This is a genomic window from Bremerella sp. TYQ1, from assembly GCF_020150455.1.
Classification (GTDB): domain Bacteria; phylum Planctomycetota; class Planctomycetia; order Pirellulales; family Pirellulaceae; genus Bremerella; species Bremerella volcania_A.
In genome coordinates this window covers 3,459,055-3,477,434 of record NZ_CP083740.1, presented here as the reverse complement: position 1 = coordinate 3,477,434, position 18,380 = coordinate 3,459,055, and the positions used below count along the sequence as shown (strand labels likewise).

The following is an 18,380-nucleotide window of genomic DNA, read 5'->3' as shown; positions in this document are numbered from 1 at the left end:
GACCTTCGGGGCATCGCAGCCCATGAGAGGGGAGATACCCCAAGCACTGCGTCGCTCTGCGGGTCTAAATGCGACATGACCAAGGCCAGTTCGGTGTCAGACGCCCCACAGCGTAGCCCGGATGACAGCAAGAATAGCTCTCAGAGCTCTCACAGCGATTTGGCTCAGGGAAAAAACCTGCGAAGAGGGAGCATTTTGTACGCTGTCGGTGTCTACCGTGGCACGAAGGGAGCGATGAAAGTGTGCGTAAGATGTTGCCAGCTGAAGGATTGCGTTCGAGAGTAATAAGGTCGGCGGCCTTTCGCCTCTCCCAGCAATACGCTCTTAGTTGGACCGCTGCTGACACGCACGTCAAAAATCTTGCTGTAGCCCATGAGGGATCGACCTCTTTTCCCGTAGGCTCAGGACTACAAACGATGCAAGGCTTTCTTCCCCAGCAGGATCTGATGGTCGGGAGTGGGCTGCCCCAAGCTGACCTGAAAACATAGCTGGTTCTAGACGCCCAGCCCACTGCAGATGGTGTCGGCCAGGTCCCTGCTGCGCCTAGCCTGGAAGGTACCGCTGCGGCTTTCCCATGCGATATGGACGGGCTGCATGACCTGTGAGACCTCGATGTTCGTCTTTCGCGTATCTACGCTTCGCCGATTGTTTTTTCTCCAGTTTCCGTCTCCGATCAAGTACCAATCTTAACTTGCGCATAGGTAAAAAAAGGAGATCGATCCGTCCGGCCTGGCTGGCCGGACGGACAAGGGCTGTCTGGGAGACTAGCTAACACACATTGCGGATCTCTTCTTCTGCGAGCGCTGTGAGTCACGCTTGATTGGTGGATCGGGGCGTCTTGCTTTGACTGAGCAATCAGCCGAATCCACCTGCATAGCGTCGTCCGACGGTGGAAACGCACTCTCTTGACACAAGTTGGCCCATACGAACGTTCGATGATCAGACTTGGCAACAACGGGCGATTCCGGCCTATCCACCTGGAAGTTCCGGAAGCCGAGCTGAACTGCTCGTGCAAGATGGTGACGATTCACGGCGAATCGAATGAATTTACCCGTCCATCGCGACCGGCTCATAATCAAGTCACATGCTGACGACTTTTCCGCATCCCGAGCGCGGAATACAACTTTGCCGTTGAGATCGACCGTGATCGGTGAATTGGCCGCATTTGTGCCGGGAAGATGCTGAAGGTTCTGTTGCAGGAATGCTGCGTCCTCGTCATTTAATGCCAGTAGTCTATCCCCATGGACTGCCGTCGGCACAAGTGAGTCTACCTCTGGAAATCGACTCGTCTTATCGATCTTGAGCCAAATTGACCATGGACCGTTCCGGAAGACTACCCAGGCCTCCTGGCATGCAACATCGGTTGAGGTGCCACGTTGCAAGTCAGCACAGGAAAACAGCGGACTGGCAGGAATCAACACCTGGCCCTCCCATGGAAGCGAAAATCCATCTTGGACGAGCAGTTGTCGTCCATCCGTGGCCGCGAGTTGACCGTCATGCCCGCGTAGACGAATACAATTCAACGCGTATTGGCTGGATTCAGAGTCGGCCGTCCCACTTGCATCGCGGAGAGCTGTCATTAGCTCTGAGTTGTTGCTGCACCACTGCTCTGGTTCGCGAGGTAGGGGTTTCGCAGGCAAACGTGGAAACAGCTTTTGTTGCGGGATGGCTCCCTCGAACCAGGAGACGTCTACCACTTCATTGCCAGCCTTAATGAGAACATCAGTTCGCGTGCTTGCCGAACATTCTCGCATGAGTGCCAGGGGGGCAGCGAACTGAACAGGGACGAAGCTGCCCGACTCTCTGTATTCTAGGATCGCGTTCTCGCTCGAAATGCTGATACTCAATTCTCGTTGGTTGGCAATGAACGTGATCGGGCGATTGGATTGTCGCTTGTTCATGCACAAACCTTTGCGAACCATCGTCCGCAGTTGCTGGAGGACTTTTCCGGAAATCGAAATCATAGCCATGGTTGATATTCCTCTCTTGGTTATTGCGTTGAGCGATTGGGAAATATTGGCGGCCGATTGTGGTCAAGCTGTTCCCTCGGCGAGATGACCTCGAAAGTTCAAGGGCAAGGCTTGCACGTTATTCAAGGTTGGTTAGCGGCGACGCCGGCGTCGGTGGCGACGTCTTGGCCCGTTAGGCGGTTGGGGGAATCGGCTTCCCGTCATTACAAACGCGGTTGCCAGCCAAACGAGAATCGCGACGGGGCCAGCATGGACAGACGCGATCAAGCAGGCAATCGCGAGCCAAGCGAGGAAGCGATGCACCGCGTCCTCGTAGTCAGATTTCATGGGCGCTCCCGTAAGCTCAGGGATTAACTCCCGGGGACCGGTCGACACAAAGGACGCTAAGCAACCATGTGATCGATAGGGCCTGCCATGGGCGTAGGCTGACCAAGCTCTTCGTTATCCCAGTCGATCGACTGGGCCAGGAGATCGTCAGGTTCTGGGTCAAAATCAATCTCGAAAGGATCGGCGATCGAAAATCCTCGGCGACGAATTTCAGCGAGGTCTTCGCCGGTAGCACGAGAAACGGCAGAAACAATTTCAGTCTGAGTCATAAGACAGGTATCCTTGTTAAGAATGATGGAATCAGATCCCCATCGCGAGCGATGGAGCAAGAAGCAGCGCCGATAACAAACACGGCACCATAGAAAAGGGGAGGGCAGATGTTCAGAATGGAAGTCGCAGGTTCACCGGTTGGTGGCGAAGATGCGAAAGAGAAGCAGTGGATGGATCAGATTGCCACTGCCAATGACTTGTCGAACGTCATTCTTAGGTTCCAGATAGAACCCAATCGCAACGTCCACCTTGACAACCTGGTACGACCCGCGATGCACGCTCTCAAGAGGGCGGGCTATTACCACGACGGATTCCGAGAGTTGAACTCGATCGCAGCAACGAGAGCATGGAATGAGCCAGAAGGTCTCGTCGTCGAGTCGGGATTCTTAAATCAACCTAGGGGAGAAGTGCTCGACATCGAATGGCGTTCGGTTCCACCTTCCGAGTCGGCAGGGGATTGGAAGCAGGAGTGGACAAACGCTATCGCCGAAAGTTACAACTCGCCTCCAATTAGCCAACCCGCTTGGGTCGCCATCACGACAACCAGCCGTCGATCCTTGGTCGACTTATTGGGGCCAATCATCAACGGATTGGAACCGCTGCTTGGTCGTGATCCGGCAGGCTCCAATCCGTTTAGTCCCAATGCCAACTTGATTCAGTGGCTTCACGTCCGACGTGTCGAAGCCGGGGAACCTCTTCGCCTTGTGGCGGGCCTACTTTAGCGACTTTGCTGCGCGATGAGGAATCCAGTTCTCACTCAGCCAACGATATTCCGCGGCGAGAGCTGCGGTACGCGAGTCAAAAGGGCCCAGAAGTGGTCCATTCACGGGAGAGAGGTCTGCGGTCCATTGGCCCGCCTGAGTCGGTTCGACATGCGATCCGCGAGTAATCGTCAATCGACCAAGAGAGCCTAGGGGCAAAGCCTCGTCGTAGACACATCGTATGGCACCATTGGTCTCAATCAGAAGTTCCATTTCAAAATTCCTTATCGCGGCCGGCGGAGAATATTACGGCGAGGTCGATCGACCAGGAGGTTGTCAAGCGAGGCTTGGACAGCTCCGAGCTGACGGGCTACCTGCTGGCGCAGGCCTTCCTCGTCACGCAGTTGCTGTGGTTCGACCCCAGTCACAATCTGCTGGGCACGCTGTACGAGTGCATCCAGGTCCGGATTAGACCGCACGTTCAACGTTCGGAATCGCTCGAAGAACTCAGTCAGGTTGCCAACCGCCGAATCTCGGAAGACCTTGGGTTTACCGTCTGAGTTGCCACTGAGACGCTCAGTAAGGTGATCGACTAGACGGGAGATTTCCTCCAGGAAGGCTTGTTCCGCGAGCTGAACCGCCTCGTCAAAACGTGACTGCATTCGCCGGCACTCTTGTTCGTACAGGTCCGGATTGAGCTGTCGCAGATAATTGGGAGGTTCGACGCTGGGGTAGTCATGCTCGATCGCAAACATGCCAATCAGCGTCGGTGGGTAGTCATCGGGGTGATACAACGCACCGAGACGACTTCTGGCGGCTTGGCGAAGCTCATCGAAGTGCTGATCGAGTTCCTGGACAGCTTCGGCAAGTTCTTCCTGAAACTCAGCAATACGACCATTGAATTGACCGATCGCATCTTGCCGAATCAGGCGGATGCCCGGTTCGGGAAACGGCAGGCTCATGCCTTTCCAGTAGTGAAGTGCCTGGCCTCGGATGGCCGTTACCGCCTTGAAAGCCGGGTGCGACGTGTCGAGCAGCTTCTTGCCGGCCGACAGGAACTTGCCTTCGGCTCCGAATGAATCAGCGGCTTGATCCCTTTGATGCGAGTTGAGGGACTTACGCACGCCAAGCCAGGTGAAGCTCAGCCTGGCAGCTGCCATGGTTGTCAGCATTCGCTGCGACGGGGTTCTCGTTGTCGATAATTCACTGTCCGTAGAAGTGATCATTGCTTTTGGCCTCATACAATAAAGGTCTAGTCCCACAAAACGAAAATAGCCTTGGACAACGACCACAAAGGAAGTCATCCAAGGCTAACGGGTAAAGATTTGTTCTTCGACGTCGCATCGACTGGCTAAATGCGAGCTATTGGTCATGAGCCTCCGGTTCAGCGGGAAGCTCGGGCAGTGGAAATGATTGATTGGGATATCGAGTGCGAAGGACATGCCGCATCGACTCGATTTCCGTGCGTTGGTTCTGACGCTCTTCCAGAATACTGAACAATTCCGTGAACCAGTCTTGCATCGCCGGAGGAAGCTTTACCCACTGTTCCTCTGTCAATTCGGCCATCCGATTCAAGGCCTCTGCGGCTGACAGGTCTTCTCGGGGTTGGTTTTCAAAGTTCGTAAATGTGGCAAGTTCGTTCGCCCAAGCCAGCTCCCTCTCATCCGTCGCCACGAGACGCTGGACTAACTCCCGTAGCTGCGGATCGGCGTGCGAAGCGGAGCGAAACGAGTCTCTCGTCTTGTCGAATTGTTTGGTCATATTGGCAATCACTGAGTCAAAATCCTCTTTGCTTTTGACCGGCGACATTGGGGGACCGAACCGGTGGAGGTGACGCGAGGCGACGGCTGCCTGCCAAAGCGTCTGAGTAGTCTTTCCGGTTTGCTCCACCGGACTATTGGCTAACGCTCTCGGCTGAGCATTGGGAGGCAACTTGGGACGAGCATTCTTCTGGTTGTCGACGTACTTTACGAACGCCATCATCCCCAGCATGGCCAGCACGGTACCGAACTTCTGCAGCCACGAGAGTTTCGTGAACTCGACCCAACTATGCAGTGCATACAAACCCATGCAACCAAGCACGAAGATCATAAATGCCCCTGAAGAGTCGATCCAATTGAAAAACACTCCCACTAAAACCAACAGCAATAATCCGGCCCCCATGCCCAGAAATGGACTGGCGTGAAAGAACTCCTTTACCGCGGATGGCAGGGATTCCTCGCCTGGACGTTTCTGGCTGGCTCTATCTACCTTGGTAGATTCCAGCAAGCTGTCTTCAACGAGAATAGCCTCTACGCAATCGTCGTCAGCACCAGTCGTTGCCTTCTTTGAATTACGTGCAAGCCGGAAGTAGAAGTTCACGGCGAGCAAAATGACTCCAACGGCAATCAAGGCAGCACTGGTCGTCACACCGATGATACCTAATACTCGCGCAACCACGACGACGGTCACCATGGCGACACCCGTTCCAAGCTCTGGAACGTGCCGCATGGCTCTGCCAAGTTGGAAGGCCAGCTTGTCGAGCCCGGCAATTCTTACGTCTTGATCATCAGGATCATCGTTTTTCGGCATCAGCTAGGCTCCTTTCCCAAATGGGATGTTGATTAAATTGCATATGGGTCCCAAATCAATGATACTTATAGTCCGTGGTGCTATGGTAGTCATTGCCGCCTAATTGGCGTAATGGCAACCACGGCAGACATTCTCGTTCGATTTGGCAAGCGAGTCCGGGAACTACGGACAGAGCAAGGCTATTCCCAAGAAGCGTTTGCCGATGCTTGTGAGCTCGATAGGACCTATGTCGGCGGAATCGAGCGTGGCGAAAGGAATCTGGCCTTACGCAATATTGAAAGAATCGCTGAGACGCTCGGCATCTCCTTGGCGGAACTCATGCAGGGTCTTTAGTCCTTGGGTTTCGCTTTAAATAGCAGAGCAGCCTCAAGTGGTTGCTCTGCATTTCCCGGGCTTTCATCCTCTTCCTGACACACCCGGGCACTGTTATCGATCATCTGCCCGGTGCGGGCGTCAATCACGACCGGGCGAATAGTAGTCGACTCAAGCGTGCGAATCAGTTCAGATACTTCTTCGGGATTGAGTGGTTCGGCGTCAAGCTCCTGGAAGTATGGCTTCGACAGAGTGTGATCGTGCGAAGCCATCTCGTCGTGCCAATACCGAAGGGCAGCCCGGATCGTTGCCAGATGGCGTTCGTTGAGCATTGACGTCTCCTTACGAGGCGATTGAGGTTTCCTCGAACTAGTTACTCGACGGATCACGGGAAACACGTCGTCGGGATTTCGCTTGTGCCGCACCGACTTGGTAAATTCCAGCCTGAGAGGCATTCAGACATCGACCACTGGCCCACTGCCTCAGTCGCGATACCGACTCTGCTGAGGTCACGGCGACGGGGACAATATACTGAGCGGCCTGCGTCAGCGAGACGTCTAATAGGGCGGCAAGCCGGCAGCACGCTCGGATCTCTGCACCCGTGAAGTCGTCATCCCTGGGGACTCGCTGTTCTGGATCAATCTCGAACAGCGTTCGATAGATGTTCCAAATGGCATCTTTCTCTTCCTGTCCCGGTAGATCGACGAAGAACACGCCGTCGAATCGTTCGCTGCGACTGAACTCCGGGGGAAGCTTGCTGACATCATTGGCTGTGCAAACCACAAAGACATCAGACTCGTGATCATTGAGCCAAGACAAGAACGTCCCGAACATGCGAGCGGATACTCCGGAGTCACTGCTGCCCTGAAATCCGGAAAAAGCCTTTTCGACTTCGTCGATCATGAGGATGCAGGGAGTCATGGCATCAACTGTGCGGAGTGCCGCCCGAGTTCGCTCTTCACTTTGTCCGACTAACGAACCCAGCAAGCTGCCAACATCCAAAATCAGAACGGGGCGGCCAACTTCGCTTCCAAGGGCCTTACAGAACGCGGACTTGCCACAGCCAGGTGGCGACAATAGCATCACGCCCCGAGGTCGTTTCAGCGGATTGTTTCGGCTCGGCTGAAGTAACGCACGTTTCGTGAACGCCTTCAACGCCGAAAGCCCACCAAGTCGGCTAAAGTCGTCGCCTCCGCGGTAGAGGTTCAGGAGCCCGCTCTTCTTGAGCATCTGAGCCTTTTGCTCCCAGAGCGTCGCTGCGCTGAGCCGGTTATCTCGGACGAGTGACAGGCTAAACGCGCCTTCTGCCTCGAAGCGAGTCAGTCCTACGGCGGCATCCAGTAGTATCTCCCGATCCTGGCCGTCGGGGAACTCACCCTCTTCGGTCGCAATCCCTTCGGCAATCTCCCGCAGCTGCTCGCGATCAGGTAGTTCATGCTCCAAGACAACAAACAACTTTTCCAGTTCCACAGGTAGGCTGACCACTGGCGAAAGGATCACGACAAACGTACGGTTTTGTTTGCCGGCAATGACCTGCTTGGCGAGTGCCTGAACAATCTCGGCCGACTGCATGAATCGGTGGAAGTTCTGTAGGATGACCAAGGTAGTCCCGTCCGGTGTGGCGAGCGTGTTGATCGTCCGGATCACTCCCAGAGGATCTCCGGCTGACGAGTTGGCTTCGCTGGCTGGCGATCGCAGCCCAGCTTCCAGATCCCATGTTGCCAATTGCCAGTTTTCCTGCAGGCAAAGCTGCGCAACAGCCACAAGAGCATCCTCATGTTCGTGCGATTCAATCCACAGGCCCGTGAAGCACGCGCGCACGTACTCCCCGAGCCGCTGAATAAGCGTCATAGAAAGACTCCAAAATAGGAGGTGAGAGTTAGTTAAGCAGAGAGCTAAGAGAAGTGTTAAATGCCGGTCTGGGTTGCCTGGCGTAGCGTCTCCGACTGATAAAAAGCCGGTTTGAGAAGTTCGTCTTGTTGCCGGCCCAGAGCGTTTTCCAGAAATCGGCTCGCGGCCTGGCAATCGGAGCCAGTAAAGCCTTGGGTTTCAACGCGGGTTTGCCCGTCGGTGGCGACCGTGATTTCGATGATTCGATTCATATATTGCCTCGAACATTTACAGTGAGTTTGATGGAACCGTCATCGAGTGTTTGCTCGATGACCGAATGCCCCTTTTTTACGGCCTCTAGCTTGGCCTTTTCGACCGCATATCCTTGCAGGAAGCGATCGAGATGGCGTTGATCACCCCAACGGCCGCCATAGTTGTCGAACGCGATCTTTGCAGTGGCGACATCGCAGACGACGGGATAACGCCAATCAGGTAGCTGAACTGCCCAGCCCGTCGACGACGAACTGAACAGTTTGGTTTTGCCGAAAATCGGCTCGGGAAGTCGCAGGCGACCACATGCTGACCGGATGGCAGCAGGGTCGCGGACTTCGGTTTGAATGGAAACGATGTGTGACACAGAGGCTCTCCTTCTTCTCGAAGATCAATATCCAGGAAAATCCTGCCTCGGAATAGCTAAGCCACTCCCTACGTCTTACTTGACGTGTTTTTTCGGTCAATTTAGCTATCCTGGCACAAACGGACCTAACGTGTCATATGCCCCCAGAACAATGGCTTAGTACGAGCTTTCCGAAGGGGGGTAGACTTTGATAGACTGGTGCGACATTCACGTGGGGCGTCATCTCCACAAACCGAAGATGCGGCGAATGGAAAAGCTGAGTGATTGTCTGAAGACTGCGAAAGCCGCCGAAATCCTGGGGTGTCTCAAACAACCCTGAGAAAGTACGCGGAGGCCGGCAAGTTCAGCATGCGACGGAATCCCGTCAACGGCTATCGGCTGTTTCGACGCGGAGACCTCGAAAGCCTCCTGAAGCAGATTGTCGAGCCAACTCAGAAACCACGAGCCAAGAAAGGGTAAGATCCACGCAGCATGGTGCGAATCGAAGACCTGCAACCCGGAATGTCTCTCGTGGGACTTGAAGCATCGGGCGTCGCCACGATTGCCGCTCTGGTTCCTATCTCTGACGACTCCGTCCAAGTCATCTACAAGACTGGTGACGGATCGCTCAAGGACCGGCTTCTCGGTCGAGCTGATGAAGAGAACATCAGTATCGCCGAAGCGGAACGCCCATGGTCGTTCGAGGGAGATGGTGAAGCGTTCAAGCTGGCCGTTGAGGCCAAGCGAATTGACCTTGCGTTCCTGTTCGACCCGATGATGGCGGTGCACACGTCCAACGTCGAACCACTGCCCCACCAGATTACTGCCGTTTACGAATCCATGCTGCCGCGGCAGCCACTCCGGTACGTCCTTGCCGACGATCCCGGTGCTGGTAAGACCATCATGGCTGGCCTCTACATCCGCGAGCTGGTCATGCGGGCCGATGCCCGGCGAATCGTCATCGTGTCACCAGGTAGTCTCGTCGAACAGTGGCGAGACGAACTCTGGGAAAAGTTTGGGTTAGAGTTTCGAGTGTTCTCGCGAGAGCTGGAGCTGGCTTCACCTAGCGGAAACCCATTTGAAGATCATGACCGACTTATTCTTCGACTCGACCAGATGTCTCGCAATGAGGAACTACGGGACAAGTTGTGTAGCGCCCAGTGGGATCTGGCGATCTTCGATGAGGCCCACAAGTGCTCCGCCCACTATTACGGAAACAAGTTGGAACGGACTAAGCGGTTCATCCTGGCAGAGCAACTCGGTGGTGTCTCCCGACATCTACTGCTGATGACCGCCACTCCACACAACGGAAAGGAAGAGGACTATCAGCTCTTCCTTTCGCTACTGGACTCCGACAGATTTTATGGCAAGTTCCGTGACGGTGTTCACAAGGTCGACGCTTCGGACGTCATGCGTCGGATGGTCAAGGAAGAGCTGGTACGCTTTGATGGTACTCCGCTATTCCCCGAGAGACGCGCTTATACGGTCAACTATACGCTCTCAGACAAGGAAGCAGCTCTCTACGAAGCCGTCACGAATTACGTGAAAACAGAAATGGGCAAGGCAGAAGCCCTCGGTGGTCAACGGAAAGGATCCGTTGGCTTCGCATTGACGGCCCTGCAGCGGAGATTGGCGTCTAGTCCGGAGGCGATCTTCCAGTCGCTCAAACGCAGACGCGACCGGCTTGAAAAGCGGCTTCGGGAAGAGCAGCTGCATCAGCGGGGGCAACGGCTGTTGGCTGAGACTTTAGAAGCTCCGCCCGAAGATGATGATGACCTGAATGCGGAGGAGCAAGAGGAGCTCGAAGAAGAACTGGTCGATCGAGCGACCGCCTCGCAAACTCCAGAGGAACTTCAAGCAGAGATTCTGATCCTAGAAGGACTCGAGCAGCAGGCCAAAGACGTGGTCGGTTCCGGTGAAGACCGCAAATGGGATGAATTGTCCCGAATTTTGCAAGACGCTCCAGAACTCAAGGATGCGAACGGTCGTCTTCGAAAGTTAATCATCTTCACCGAGCATAAGGACACGTTGTATTACCTGCATGCCAAGATCGGCGGCGTTCTCGGCGACATGGACGCCATCGTGACTATCCATGGCAGCGTAAAACGAGATGATCGCCGTCGGGCCCAAGCCCTATTCCGTAGCGATCCGGACATCCGCGTCCTGATTGCCACCGATGCTGCTGGGGAAGGTGTCAACCTCCAGAACGCCCATCTAATGGTCAACTATGACCTGCCCTGGAATCCAAACCGGTTGGAACAGCGATTCGGTCGAATCCATCGTATCGGCCAGACTGAGGTTTGCCATCTCTGGAACCTGGTCGCCAAAGAAACCCGCGAAGGTGATGTTTACCATCGGCTGCTCACAAAACTTGAAGTCGAGAACGTCGCCTTGAAAGGTCGGGTTTTCGACATCCTGGGCGAGGTTTTTGAGGAGGTCAGCCTCAAGAACCTGCTTATGGATGCGATCAAATACAGTGATCTTCCGGAAACGCGAGCCAAGCTCCAGCAGCAAATCGACCACGCATTCGGAGAAGAACACCTCAAGTCGATTCTCAACCGGAATGCTTTATCCCAGGAAACTCTTGGGCCAGAACGGCTGTTTTCCGTCAAGGAAGAGATGGAAAAGGCAGAAGCGCGCCGGTTGCAACCCTATTTCGTGCGATCGTTCTTCACCGAAGCATTTAATCGGGTCGGCGGCACAATGCACCCCCGTGAGAGTGAGCGATTTGAGGTCACACATGTTCCGGCCTCTCTACGTGAACGGGATCGCCGCATCACGGGCCGAAATCGACGGGATCAGACGCCGGTTTTGAGGCGATACGAACGGGTATGCTTTACCAAAGAGGCGGTCCAACCTCTGGACAAGCCTGGTATGGCCCCAGCTGTCATGCTGCACCCTGGTCATCCGCTGATGCTGGCGGTTAGTGATATCATCCTTGAGGAAAACGCAAATCTGCTACAGCAAGGTGCAGTGCTCATTGACCCTGCGGATGATGGCGACCAACCGTGGCTGCTGTTCATGCTGACTCACGAAGTCAAATCGGGTGATGGTGAAGTCATCTCTAAACGCCTGCAATTCGTGCGAGTCACGAATGAGGGTGAAGCGACATTCGCAGGCTGGGCACCTCATCTCGATTTGGAGCCGGTCCCGGAGGATGCCAAAGAACTGGCCAGAGAGCAGCTTGAAGCTGAGTGGTTGACTGGGAATCACGAGCAGCGGGCTTTGGCACTCGCCGCTTCGACGCTTGTCCCCGAACACTTCAAGGAAGTCTCAGGGCGTCGAATTGCTCACGTTGATAAGACGCTCCATGCCGTCAACGAGCGGCTCACTAAGGAAATCGACTTCTGGACCGATCGCTGGATGAAGCTCAGTGAGGATAAAGAAGCAGGCAAAGATGTCCGCCTGAACCTCGAAAATGCCCGTCGCACGATCAATGACCTCCAGGGCCGACTGGATAATCGAAAGAAGTCGCTGCAATCCATGCGGCACGTGACTTCCGGGACACCCGTGGCATTAAGTGGTGCGTTGGTCTTGCCAGCTGGACTGCTTAAGAAACTCAGAGGCGACGCTCCTTCTCCAGGTCAACTATCTCACGACCAGGTCGCGAGAATGCGAATTGAGCAACTGGCGATGGATGCGATCACAGAGATTGAACAGTCACAGGGTTGCCGCGTCGAAGATGTTGCGGCAGCCAAGTGCGGTTGGGATATCACGTCTTATCCCCCTTCAGTTGATGGCAAGCAGCCAGACGCGAAGCACATTGAGGTCAAGGGGCGTGCTGCAGGAGCAGAAACCGTAACCGTAACCCGCAACGAAATGCTTTATGCCTTGAATCAGGCTGACAAGTTCATATTGGCGATTGTGCAGATCAATAAAGACGAATCAATCAAGAGTGTTCATTACCTAAAGACGCCATTCGATAGCGAGCCACCCTGGGGAACGTCGTCGATCAATTTCAATGTAAAAGACTTGCTCGAACGAGGAGAGCAACTGCGATGACGGAACACCCTGTTATTTCTCCAAAGAAACTCATTGAAGTAGCTTTGCCGCTCGACGTAATCAACAAGGCCTCCGTCAGGGAAGGTTACATTTACAGAGGAAATCCATCCGCACTTCATAAGTGGTGGGCCCAACGACCATTGGCTGCAGCTCGGGCCGTGATTTTTTCGCAACTTGTGAATGACCCAGAAGATGTGTGGAGGATTCGCAATCCAAACGCGACGCCTAATTCGCAAGTTAAGGGACACTGGACAAAACAACGCGAGCGGTTGTTTCAGATTATTGAACAGCTGGTTGTATGGGAGAACACGAATGATGCTGAAGTGCTTGCACTTGCACACAAGGAAATTCGTCGATCATGGAAGGACGTGTGTGAACTAAATCAAGACCACCCTGAATCACCTACACTTTTTGATCCCGAGTCTCTCCCGTCTGTGTACGATCCGTTCGCAGGAGGAGGCACCATTCCGCTCGAGGCCCAGCGTCTTGGGCTAATTCCACACGCCACAGACCTTAATCCGGTTGCAGTCCTTCTCAATAAAGCGATGGTTGACTTTCCTGCGAGGTTTTCTGGGAAGCCGGCAGCAAACAGTTCCACAAGAGACGAAAAAAGTCTGCTTGATCGTGAGTGGTCAGGCATCGCAGGAATCGAAGAAGATATCCGCAAGTACGGGCGAAGGATTCTCGAGGAGGTTCGGAAAAGAATAGGCGAGTATTTCCCAACGATTTCACCATCCGTCCAGATGAGAGATGACGAGGAAGATGTATCGCACCGTGGACGTGAATTACCTGTTATCGCTTGGTTGTGGGCCCGATCTGTAAAAAGCCCCAATCCTGCGTTTTCACATGTCGACGTTCCTCTAACCACTACGTTCGTATTAAGTAGCAGGAAAGGAAAAGAGGCCTTTGTCGAACCAATCATTTCATCCGTCGGCTATTCGTTTGTTGTGAGGCATGGAACACCGCCGAGTTCAGCCAAAAAAGGCACAAAGGCGGGACGAGGTGCGAAATTTCGCTGCGTAATGTCACAAACCCCAATAGAGCCGGAGTATATAAAAGCGGAAGCTATGGCCGGGCGTATGGGCAAAGTGTTGATGGCCATTGTTGCAATTGGTGAGGAAGGTCGAACTTACTTATCCCCAACAGCTTTTCATGAAGATACTGCGAATTCAGCGAAACTACGTCATCGGGATCAAAGTATTGAGGTGCCAATTGCTGAAGACCCGCGTCCAATGACATGTCTTTTGTACGGCATGAAGCGGTTTGACCAACTCTTCTTGGAAAGACAGAAAGTTGCCTTAACTACGATCAGTGATGTGATTAAGGAGTTTATCCCAGTCATCTCAAGTGAGGCGTTAGCGGCAGGGTATCCAGAGGATCAAACACCGCTTTGTAGAGGCGGCTCTGGTGCACTGGCTTATTCTGAAGCTCTCGCAACGTACCTCACTTTCGCTCTAGATAAAACCGCAACTTACAACTGTGCCTTGGTGCCATGGAACGCTAAGGAAAGTCGCCCTAATAATTTGTTCACGCGTCAAGCAATACCAATTCTCTGGGATGTCGTTGAACTCAATCCGCTTGAAGATATTGGGGGGACATTCATAGCCTCAGTTAACATTGTCGCGGGAAGCTTAGCTGGAGTTGCTCCCGCTGGTCGTGTTGGCATTATCGAGCAGCACAGTGCAACCGATCCGCCAATACTTGGCTGCAAGCCATTCGTTTCAACGGATCCTCCGTACTATGACAACATAGGATATGCGGATCTATCGGACTTTTTTTACGTTTGGCTGAGACGGACTTTGCGAGATTGCTTTCCGGAGTTGCTCGCCACTATCAATACGCCCAAAAGCGACGAGTTAGTAGCGACAGCCTTCCGACATGGTGGCAAGAACAAGGCGGAAAAGTTCTTTTTGAAGGGTATGGCGAAAGCGATGGAAAACATCGCGAAACAGGCCCATCCGGCAGCTCCGATAACAATCTATTACGCATTCAAACAGTCTGACACTTCCAATGAAGAGGGAACTTCTTCTGCGGGATGGATGACATTTTTGCAGGCAGTATTGGATTCCGGTCTCGCAGTGACTGGTACTTGGCCCATTAGAACTGAACGCTCAGGTCGTATGCGAGATGCTGGGTCAAACGCACTCGCTTCATCAATAGTTTTGGTGTGTCGGCCACGTACGACAACTTCGACTTCTATTTCGCGTCGGGACTTCATACGCGAATTGAACACCACGCTACCTGCGGCAATGGACGCGATGACACGTGAAGCCGAAGAGCTTCCGTCACCTGTAGCACCGGTGGATCTGTCTCAAGCGATTATTGGGCCAGGTATGGCAGTCTTCTCGAAGTACTCTGCGGTACTTGAGGCGGATGGGGCCGCAATGTCAGTAAAAAACGCCCTTCAACTAATCAATCGGTTCTTGGCTGAGGACGACTTCGATTCGGATACACAATTTTGCTTGCACTGGTTTGAACAACATGGTTGGGAGAACAATGTGTTTGGATCGGCGGATGTTCTTGCCCGTGCAAAGGACACAAGTGTTAATGGACTGGCTGAAGCGGGGGTCGTTCAAAGTGGTGGAGGTAAGGTTCGGCTTCTCAAGTGGAATGAATATCCCGCTGATTGGGATCCCTCCAAAGATTTCCGCACCCCTGTCTGGGAAGCATTGCACCATCTGATCCGAGCTTTAAAGCAAGGCGGCGAATCCGCAGCTGGCAAGGTGCTCGAGGGTGTCGCCTCAAAAGCCGAAGCAGCTCGACAACTTGCCTATCGCCTTTACACACTATGCGAGCGTAAGGGCTGGGCCGAAGACGCCCGGGCTTACAACGAGCTCATTACTTCATGGCCAGCAATCGAATCTGCTGCACCGAAAATCGAACAACGGGAACTGTTTTAGACCTTAGGAACGCATACCAATGAGCTTAAAGCCCTGGCGAGAAGTTATCGCCCCCCATGCCGACGTGCTCGAAGGCACGTTCCAGCAATCCGAGTTTGCCGCGGATATCACTGCCGTGCATACGGGTAACGCAACTCGTGAATACCAGGACGCAACGGCGTTCTATGATCGCACCTTTATTACCGACGGAATGCGATTGCTGCTGACGTCGGTCGCCAAACGACTAAACGGCAAAGGCGGCGATCCGGTGATCCAGCTACAAACAGCATTCGGTGGCGGTAAAACTCATACCATGCTGGCCGTCTATCACATGGCTACTCGCGATTGCTCGCTGGACGAACTTGCTGGGATCCCTGGTCTTTTGGACCAAGCCGGCCTGATGGACGTTCCGAAGGCCAGGGTAGCAGTTATCGACGGGGCGGATCTTGCTCCCGGACAACCCCGCAAGCACGGCAAACAAACGGTCCGTACACTCTGGGGTGAGCTCGCTTGGCAACTGGGCGGCGAAGAGGCCTATAAGCTGGTCAAAGATGCCGACGAAAACGGTACCTCCCCAGGGAAAGACACTCTCAAACAGGTGATGGAGAACTACGCGCCTTGCGTAATTCTGATCGACGAGCTGGTGGCCTACATCCGGCAGTTCCCTGAATCGGGATCTGTCAGCGGGGGCTCTTATGACACCAACCTCTCCTTCGTTCAGTCACTTACCGAGGCGACCAAACTCGTTCCCAACGCCATTGTCCTGGCTTCGCTACCGGAATCTGAGTTGGAAGCGGGCAGTCAGCGGGGAGTGACAGCCCTTCGGGCGATGGAAAAGACGTTTGGCCGGGTTCAGGCGCTCTGGAAACCTGTCGCCACCGAAGAAGCCTTTGAAATCGTCAGACGACGGCTTTTCGACAAGGTTCGGGACGAAGAAGCCAGGGATACCATTTGCCGCGCCTTTGCGGATTTATACATCACCGAAGGGGGCAAAATGCCCTCGGAAACCCAAGAATCACGGTATTACGATCGCCTGGTTCAGGCCTTTCCCATTCATCCAGAGGTTTTTGACCGCCTGTTTGAAGACTGGACGACACTAGAAGGCTTTCAGCGGACCCGCGGCGTGCTGCAACTCATGGCCAAGGTGATTTACCGAGTGTGGAAGGACCAGAACGCCGATTTCTTGATTATGCCGGGTAGCTTGCCGCTCTATGACGGAGATTGCCGTAATCAGCTGACCTACTATCTGAGTGCCGGGTGGGACGCGGTCCTTGAAAAGGATATCGACGGTGAAAGAGCCGAAACGAACGCATTGGAGAGCAAAGAACCACGCTTCGGAGCCGTCAGTGCGGCTCGGCGAGTTGCCCGGACGGTCTTCCTGGGAAGTGCTCCGGCAGCAGGTGGGACCAAAGCCGGGACACGAGGAATTGACCGAGGCCGGATCCTATTGGGCTGTCTCCAGCCGGCTCAGACCGGTTCCACCTTCGTCGATGCCCTGAATCGACTCGCAGACCGCCTGCACTATCTCAACAGCTCCGGCGACAAGGCTCAGGAATCGACCCGGTTCTGGTTCGATGTCCGAGCCAATCTCCGACGCGAGATGGAAGATCGTAAAGGTCGATTTGACGAAAAGAACGAAGTCGTTGGCAAGGTAGCAACACTGCTGAAGAAGTTGACGGCTGGGGCAACTGGATTCGACGGAACTCACATTTTTACGCCACATGCTGACGTCCCAGACGACACTTCACTTCGGTTGGTATTGCTACCGTTAGCAAACGCCTATTCCCGTGATGAGTCATTCAACGCGTTTGAAGCAGTCCAAGAATTCGTCAAGAACAACGGAACCAAACCGAGGTACCGCGGAAATCGCTTAATATTTGTAGCCGCAGATCAACCTTCCCGTAGTCGTTTGAAGGATGCGATTCGCACAGCACTCGCTTGGGCCTCAATTGTCGATGACGTTAAAGAAGGTCGCTTGAACATTGATCGCCTGCAAGAGAATCAGGCCAAGAAGGAACTGGAAACCGCCGAAGCTGTAGCAGCGCGCGTCGTTTGCGATTGTTTCCGCTGGGTGCTGTGTCCTTACCTGCTCAACCCCACGGATCAGACGCCGACCGTGGAAGCATTCCAGCTCAACACGAGTGGCAGTGGATTCGGCCCTGAGGTCGAACGGGTCTGTGAGGAAAATGAACTGGTCATCAACACATGGTCGCCAATCCACCTGCGATCAAAACTCCAAGAGCTTTACTGGAAAGACGACAAGCAGGTCCTCCCTGCTATGACATTCTGGGAGGATTCACTCCGTTATTTGTATCTCCCGCGACTGAAGAATCGCCGTGTCCTGGAGCAAGCGATCGTTAAGGGAGCCGCAAGCAAAGACTTCTTTGGGACCGCCTACGGCCAGTCAGGAGACAAGTACGACGGCTTCAAGTTCGGAGATTCCAATGTGCAACTCGATGATACGTTGTTGTTGATCGAACCAGCAGCCGCCACAGAATACGAAGCGAGCATTGCTGAGCCCCTGTCAACATCCGATCCAGGGACTGGAGGCGACGGAGATAGTTCGCCCGGCGGTGGAACAACACCAGATCCTGACGGAGGATCAACCGGCGGTGGAACTGGAGGCGATGGCACACAACCACCACCCAGCGAAACGTTGAAGGCATTTTACGGATCGGTCGAAATCAACCCTTCGACAGCCAAGATGGGCATGGTTCAAGTCGCAGAAGAGATCATCAATCTGCTCTCGTCGGACCCGAATGCGTCGTTGAAAGTCACCGTCGAGATAAGCGCCGAGTTCCCCGAAGGAGCATCGGACCAGATCAAAAGAGCCGTTTCAGAAAACGCAGCCAGTCTCGGTTTCAGCACAAAGAGTTGGGAGTAAAAACCAAATGCGTTCAAT

The 18,380-nt window shown here is 54.0% G+C and carries 16 protein-coding genes; 6 read left to right on the top strand and 10 right to left on the bottom strand.

Annotated elements, in window-relative coordinates; translation table 11 throughout:
• Positions 1-764: 764 nt before the first annotated feature.
• The 3 genes from LA756_RS13765 to LA756_RS13755 form a co-directional block, all read right to left on the bottom strand.
• Positions 765-1,970: a hypothetical protein gene (locus LA756_RS13765; protein ID WP_224435303.1), complete on the bottom strand. Its 1,206-nt coding sequence runs from the start codon at positions 1,968-1,970 to the stop codon at positions 765-767.
• 132 nt (positions 1,971-2,102) lie between these two features.
• The gene (locus LA756_RS13760) at positions 2,103-2,297 is read right to left on the bottom strand and encodes a hypothetical protein (protein WP_224435302.1); all 195 of its coding nucleotides are present in this window, start codon (positions 2,295-2,297) and stop codon (positions 2,103-2,105) included.
• 56 nt (positions 2,298-2,353) lie between these two features.
• A complete protein-coding gene (locus LA756_RS13755; protein WP_224435301.1) occupies positions 2,354-2,566 on the bottom strand; it encodes a hypothetical protein in 213 nt (70 codons plus the stop codon).
• Positions 2,567-2,674: 108 nt separating this feature from the next.
• Between LA756_RS13755 and LA756_RS13750 the strand changes: the two genes are divergently transcribed.
• Positions 2,675-3,289 carry a hypothetical protein gene (locus LA756_RS13750; protein WP_224435300.1) on the top strand — a complete coding sequence of 205 codons (615 nt, stop codon included), beginning with the start codon at positions 2,675-2,677 and terminating at the stop codon, positions 3,287-3,289.
• Here the strand turns inward: LA756_RS13750 and LA756_RS13745 are convergent.
• From LA756_RS13745 to LA756_RS13735, 3 genes are all read right to left on the bottom strand, one after another.
• Complete coding sequence (locus LA756_RS13745; protein WP_224435299.1) at positions 3,281-3,541, bottom strand: hypothetical protein; 261 nt, start codon at positions 3,539-3,541, stop codon at positions 3,281-3,283. The genes LA756_RS13750 and LA756_RS13745 overlap by 9 nt on opposite strands.
• An 11-nt stretch (positions 3,542-3,552) precedes the next feature.
• Positions 3,553-4,428 (bottom strand): hypothetical protein, encoded by an 876-nt coding sequence (locus LA756_RS13740; RefSeq protein ID WP_224435298.1) that lies wholly within the window; start codon positions 4,426-4,428, stop codon positions 3,553-3,555.
• A gap of 202 nt (positions 4,429-4,630) precedes the next feature.
• On the bottom strand, positions 4,631-5,839 hold the full coding sequence (locus tag LA756_RS13735; protein ID WP_224435297.1) for a hypothetical protein: 1,209 nt from the start codon (positions 5,837-5,839) through the stop codon (positions 4,631-4,633).
• A 111-nt stretch (positions 5,840-5,950) separates the two neighbouring features.
• Between LA756_RS13735 and LA756_RS13730 the strand changes: the two genes are divergently transcribed.
• Positions 5,951-6,172, top strand: a complete 222-nt coding sequence (locus tag LA756_RS13730; RefSeq protein ID WP_224435296.1) for a helix-turn-helix domain-containing protein — start codon at positions 5,951-5,953, stop codon at positions 6,170-6,172.
• Here LA756_RS13730 and LA756_RS13725 read toward each other — a convergent pair.
• The 4 genes from LA756_RS13725 to LA756_RS13710 are packed head-to-tail and all read right to left on the bottom strand — an operon-like array spanning position 6,169 to position 8,618.
• Complete coding sequence (locus LA756_RS13725) at positions 6,169-6,483, bottom strand: hypothetical protein (protein WP_224435295.1); 315 nt, start codon at positions 6,481-6,483, stop codon at positions 6,169-6,171. The two genes, LA756_RS13730 and LA756_RS13725, sit on opposite strands and share 4 nt — an antisense overlap.
• A gap of 37 nt (positions 6,484-6,520) precedes the next feature.
• The gene (locus tag LA756_RS13720; RefSeq protein ID WP_224435294.1) at positions 6,521-8,002 is read right to left on the bottom strand and encodes an AAA family ATPase; all 1,482 of its coding nucleotides are present in this window, start codon (positions 8,000-8,002) and stop codon (positions 6,521-6,523) included.
• Positions 8,003-8,058: 56 nt separating this feature from the next.
• Positions 8,059-8,253, bottom strand: coding sequence for a DUF2997 domain-containing protein (locus tag LA756_RS13715; RefSeq protein WP_224435293.1), 195 nt, complete (start codon positions 8,251-8,253; stop codon positions 8,059-8,061).
• Entirely contained in the window at positions 8,250-8,618 is a 369-nt protein-coding gene (locus LA756_RS13710; RefSeq protein WP_224435292.1) for a DUF1257 domain-containing protein, read from the bottom strand. The genes LA756_RS13715 and LA756_RS13710 overlap by 4 nt, the downstream gene beginning before the upstream one ends.
• Before the next feature lie 300 nt (positions 8,619-8,918).
• On the opposite strand from LA756_RS13710, the gene LA756_RS13705 reads away from it, so the two are divergent.
• Genes LA756_RS13705 through LA756_RS13690 form a run of 4 tightly spaced genes read left to right on the top strand, consistent with a single transcriptional unit; the run spans position 8,919 to position 18,362 of the window.
• A complete protein-coding gene (locus LA756_RS13705) occupies positions 8,919-9,077 on the top strand; it encodes a MerR family DNA-binding transcriptional regulator (RefSeq protein ID WP_224435291.1) in 159 nt (52 codons plus the stop codon).
• Positions 9,078-9,128: 51 nt separating this feature from the next.
• Complete coding sequence (locus tag LA756_RS13700; RefSeq protein WP_224435290.1) at positions 9,129-12,599, top strand: helicase-related protein; 3,471 nt, start codon at positions 9,129-9,131, stop codon at positions 12,597-12,599.
• A complete protein-coding gene (locus LA756_RS13695) occupies positions 12,596-15,499 on the top strand; it encodes a DUF1156 domain-containing protein (RefSeq protein ID WP_224435289.1) in 2,904 nt (967 codons plus the stop codon). Before LA756_RS13700 ends, LA756_RS13695 begins: the two co-directional genes overlap by 4 nt.
• Before the next feature lie 19 nt (positions 15,500-15,518).
• Entirely contained in the window at positions 15,519-18,362 is a 2,844-nt protein-coding gene (locus LA756_RS13690; RefSeq protein WP_224435288.1) for an ATP-binding protein, read from the top strand.
• Positions 18,363-18,380 lie beyond the last annotated feature (18 nt).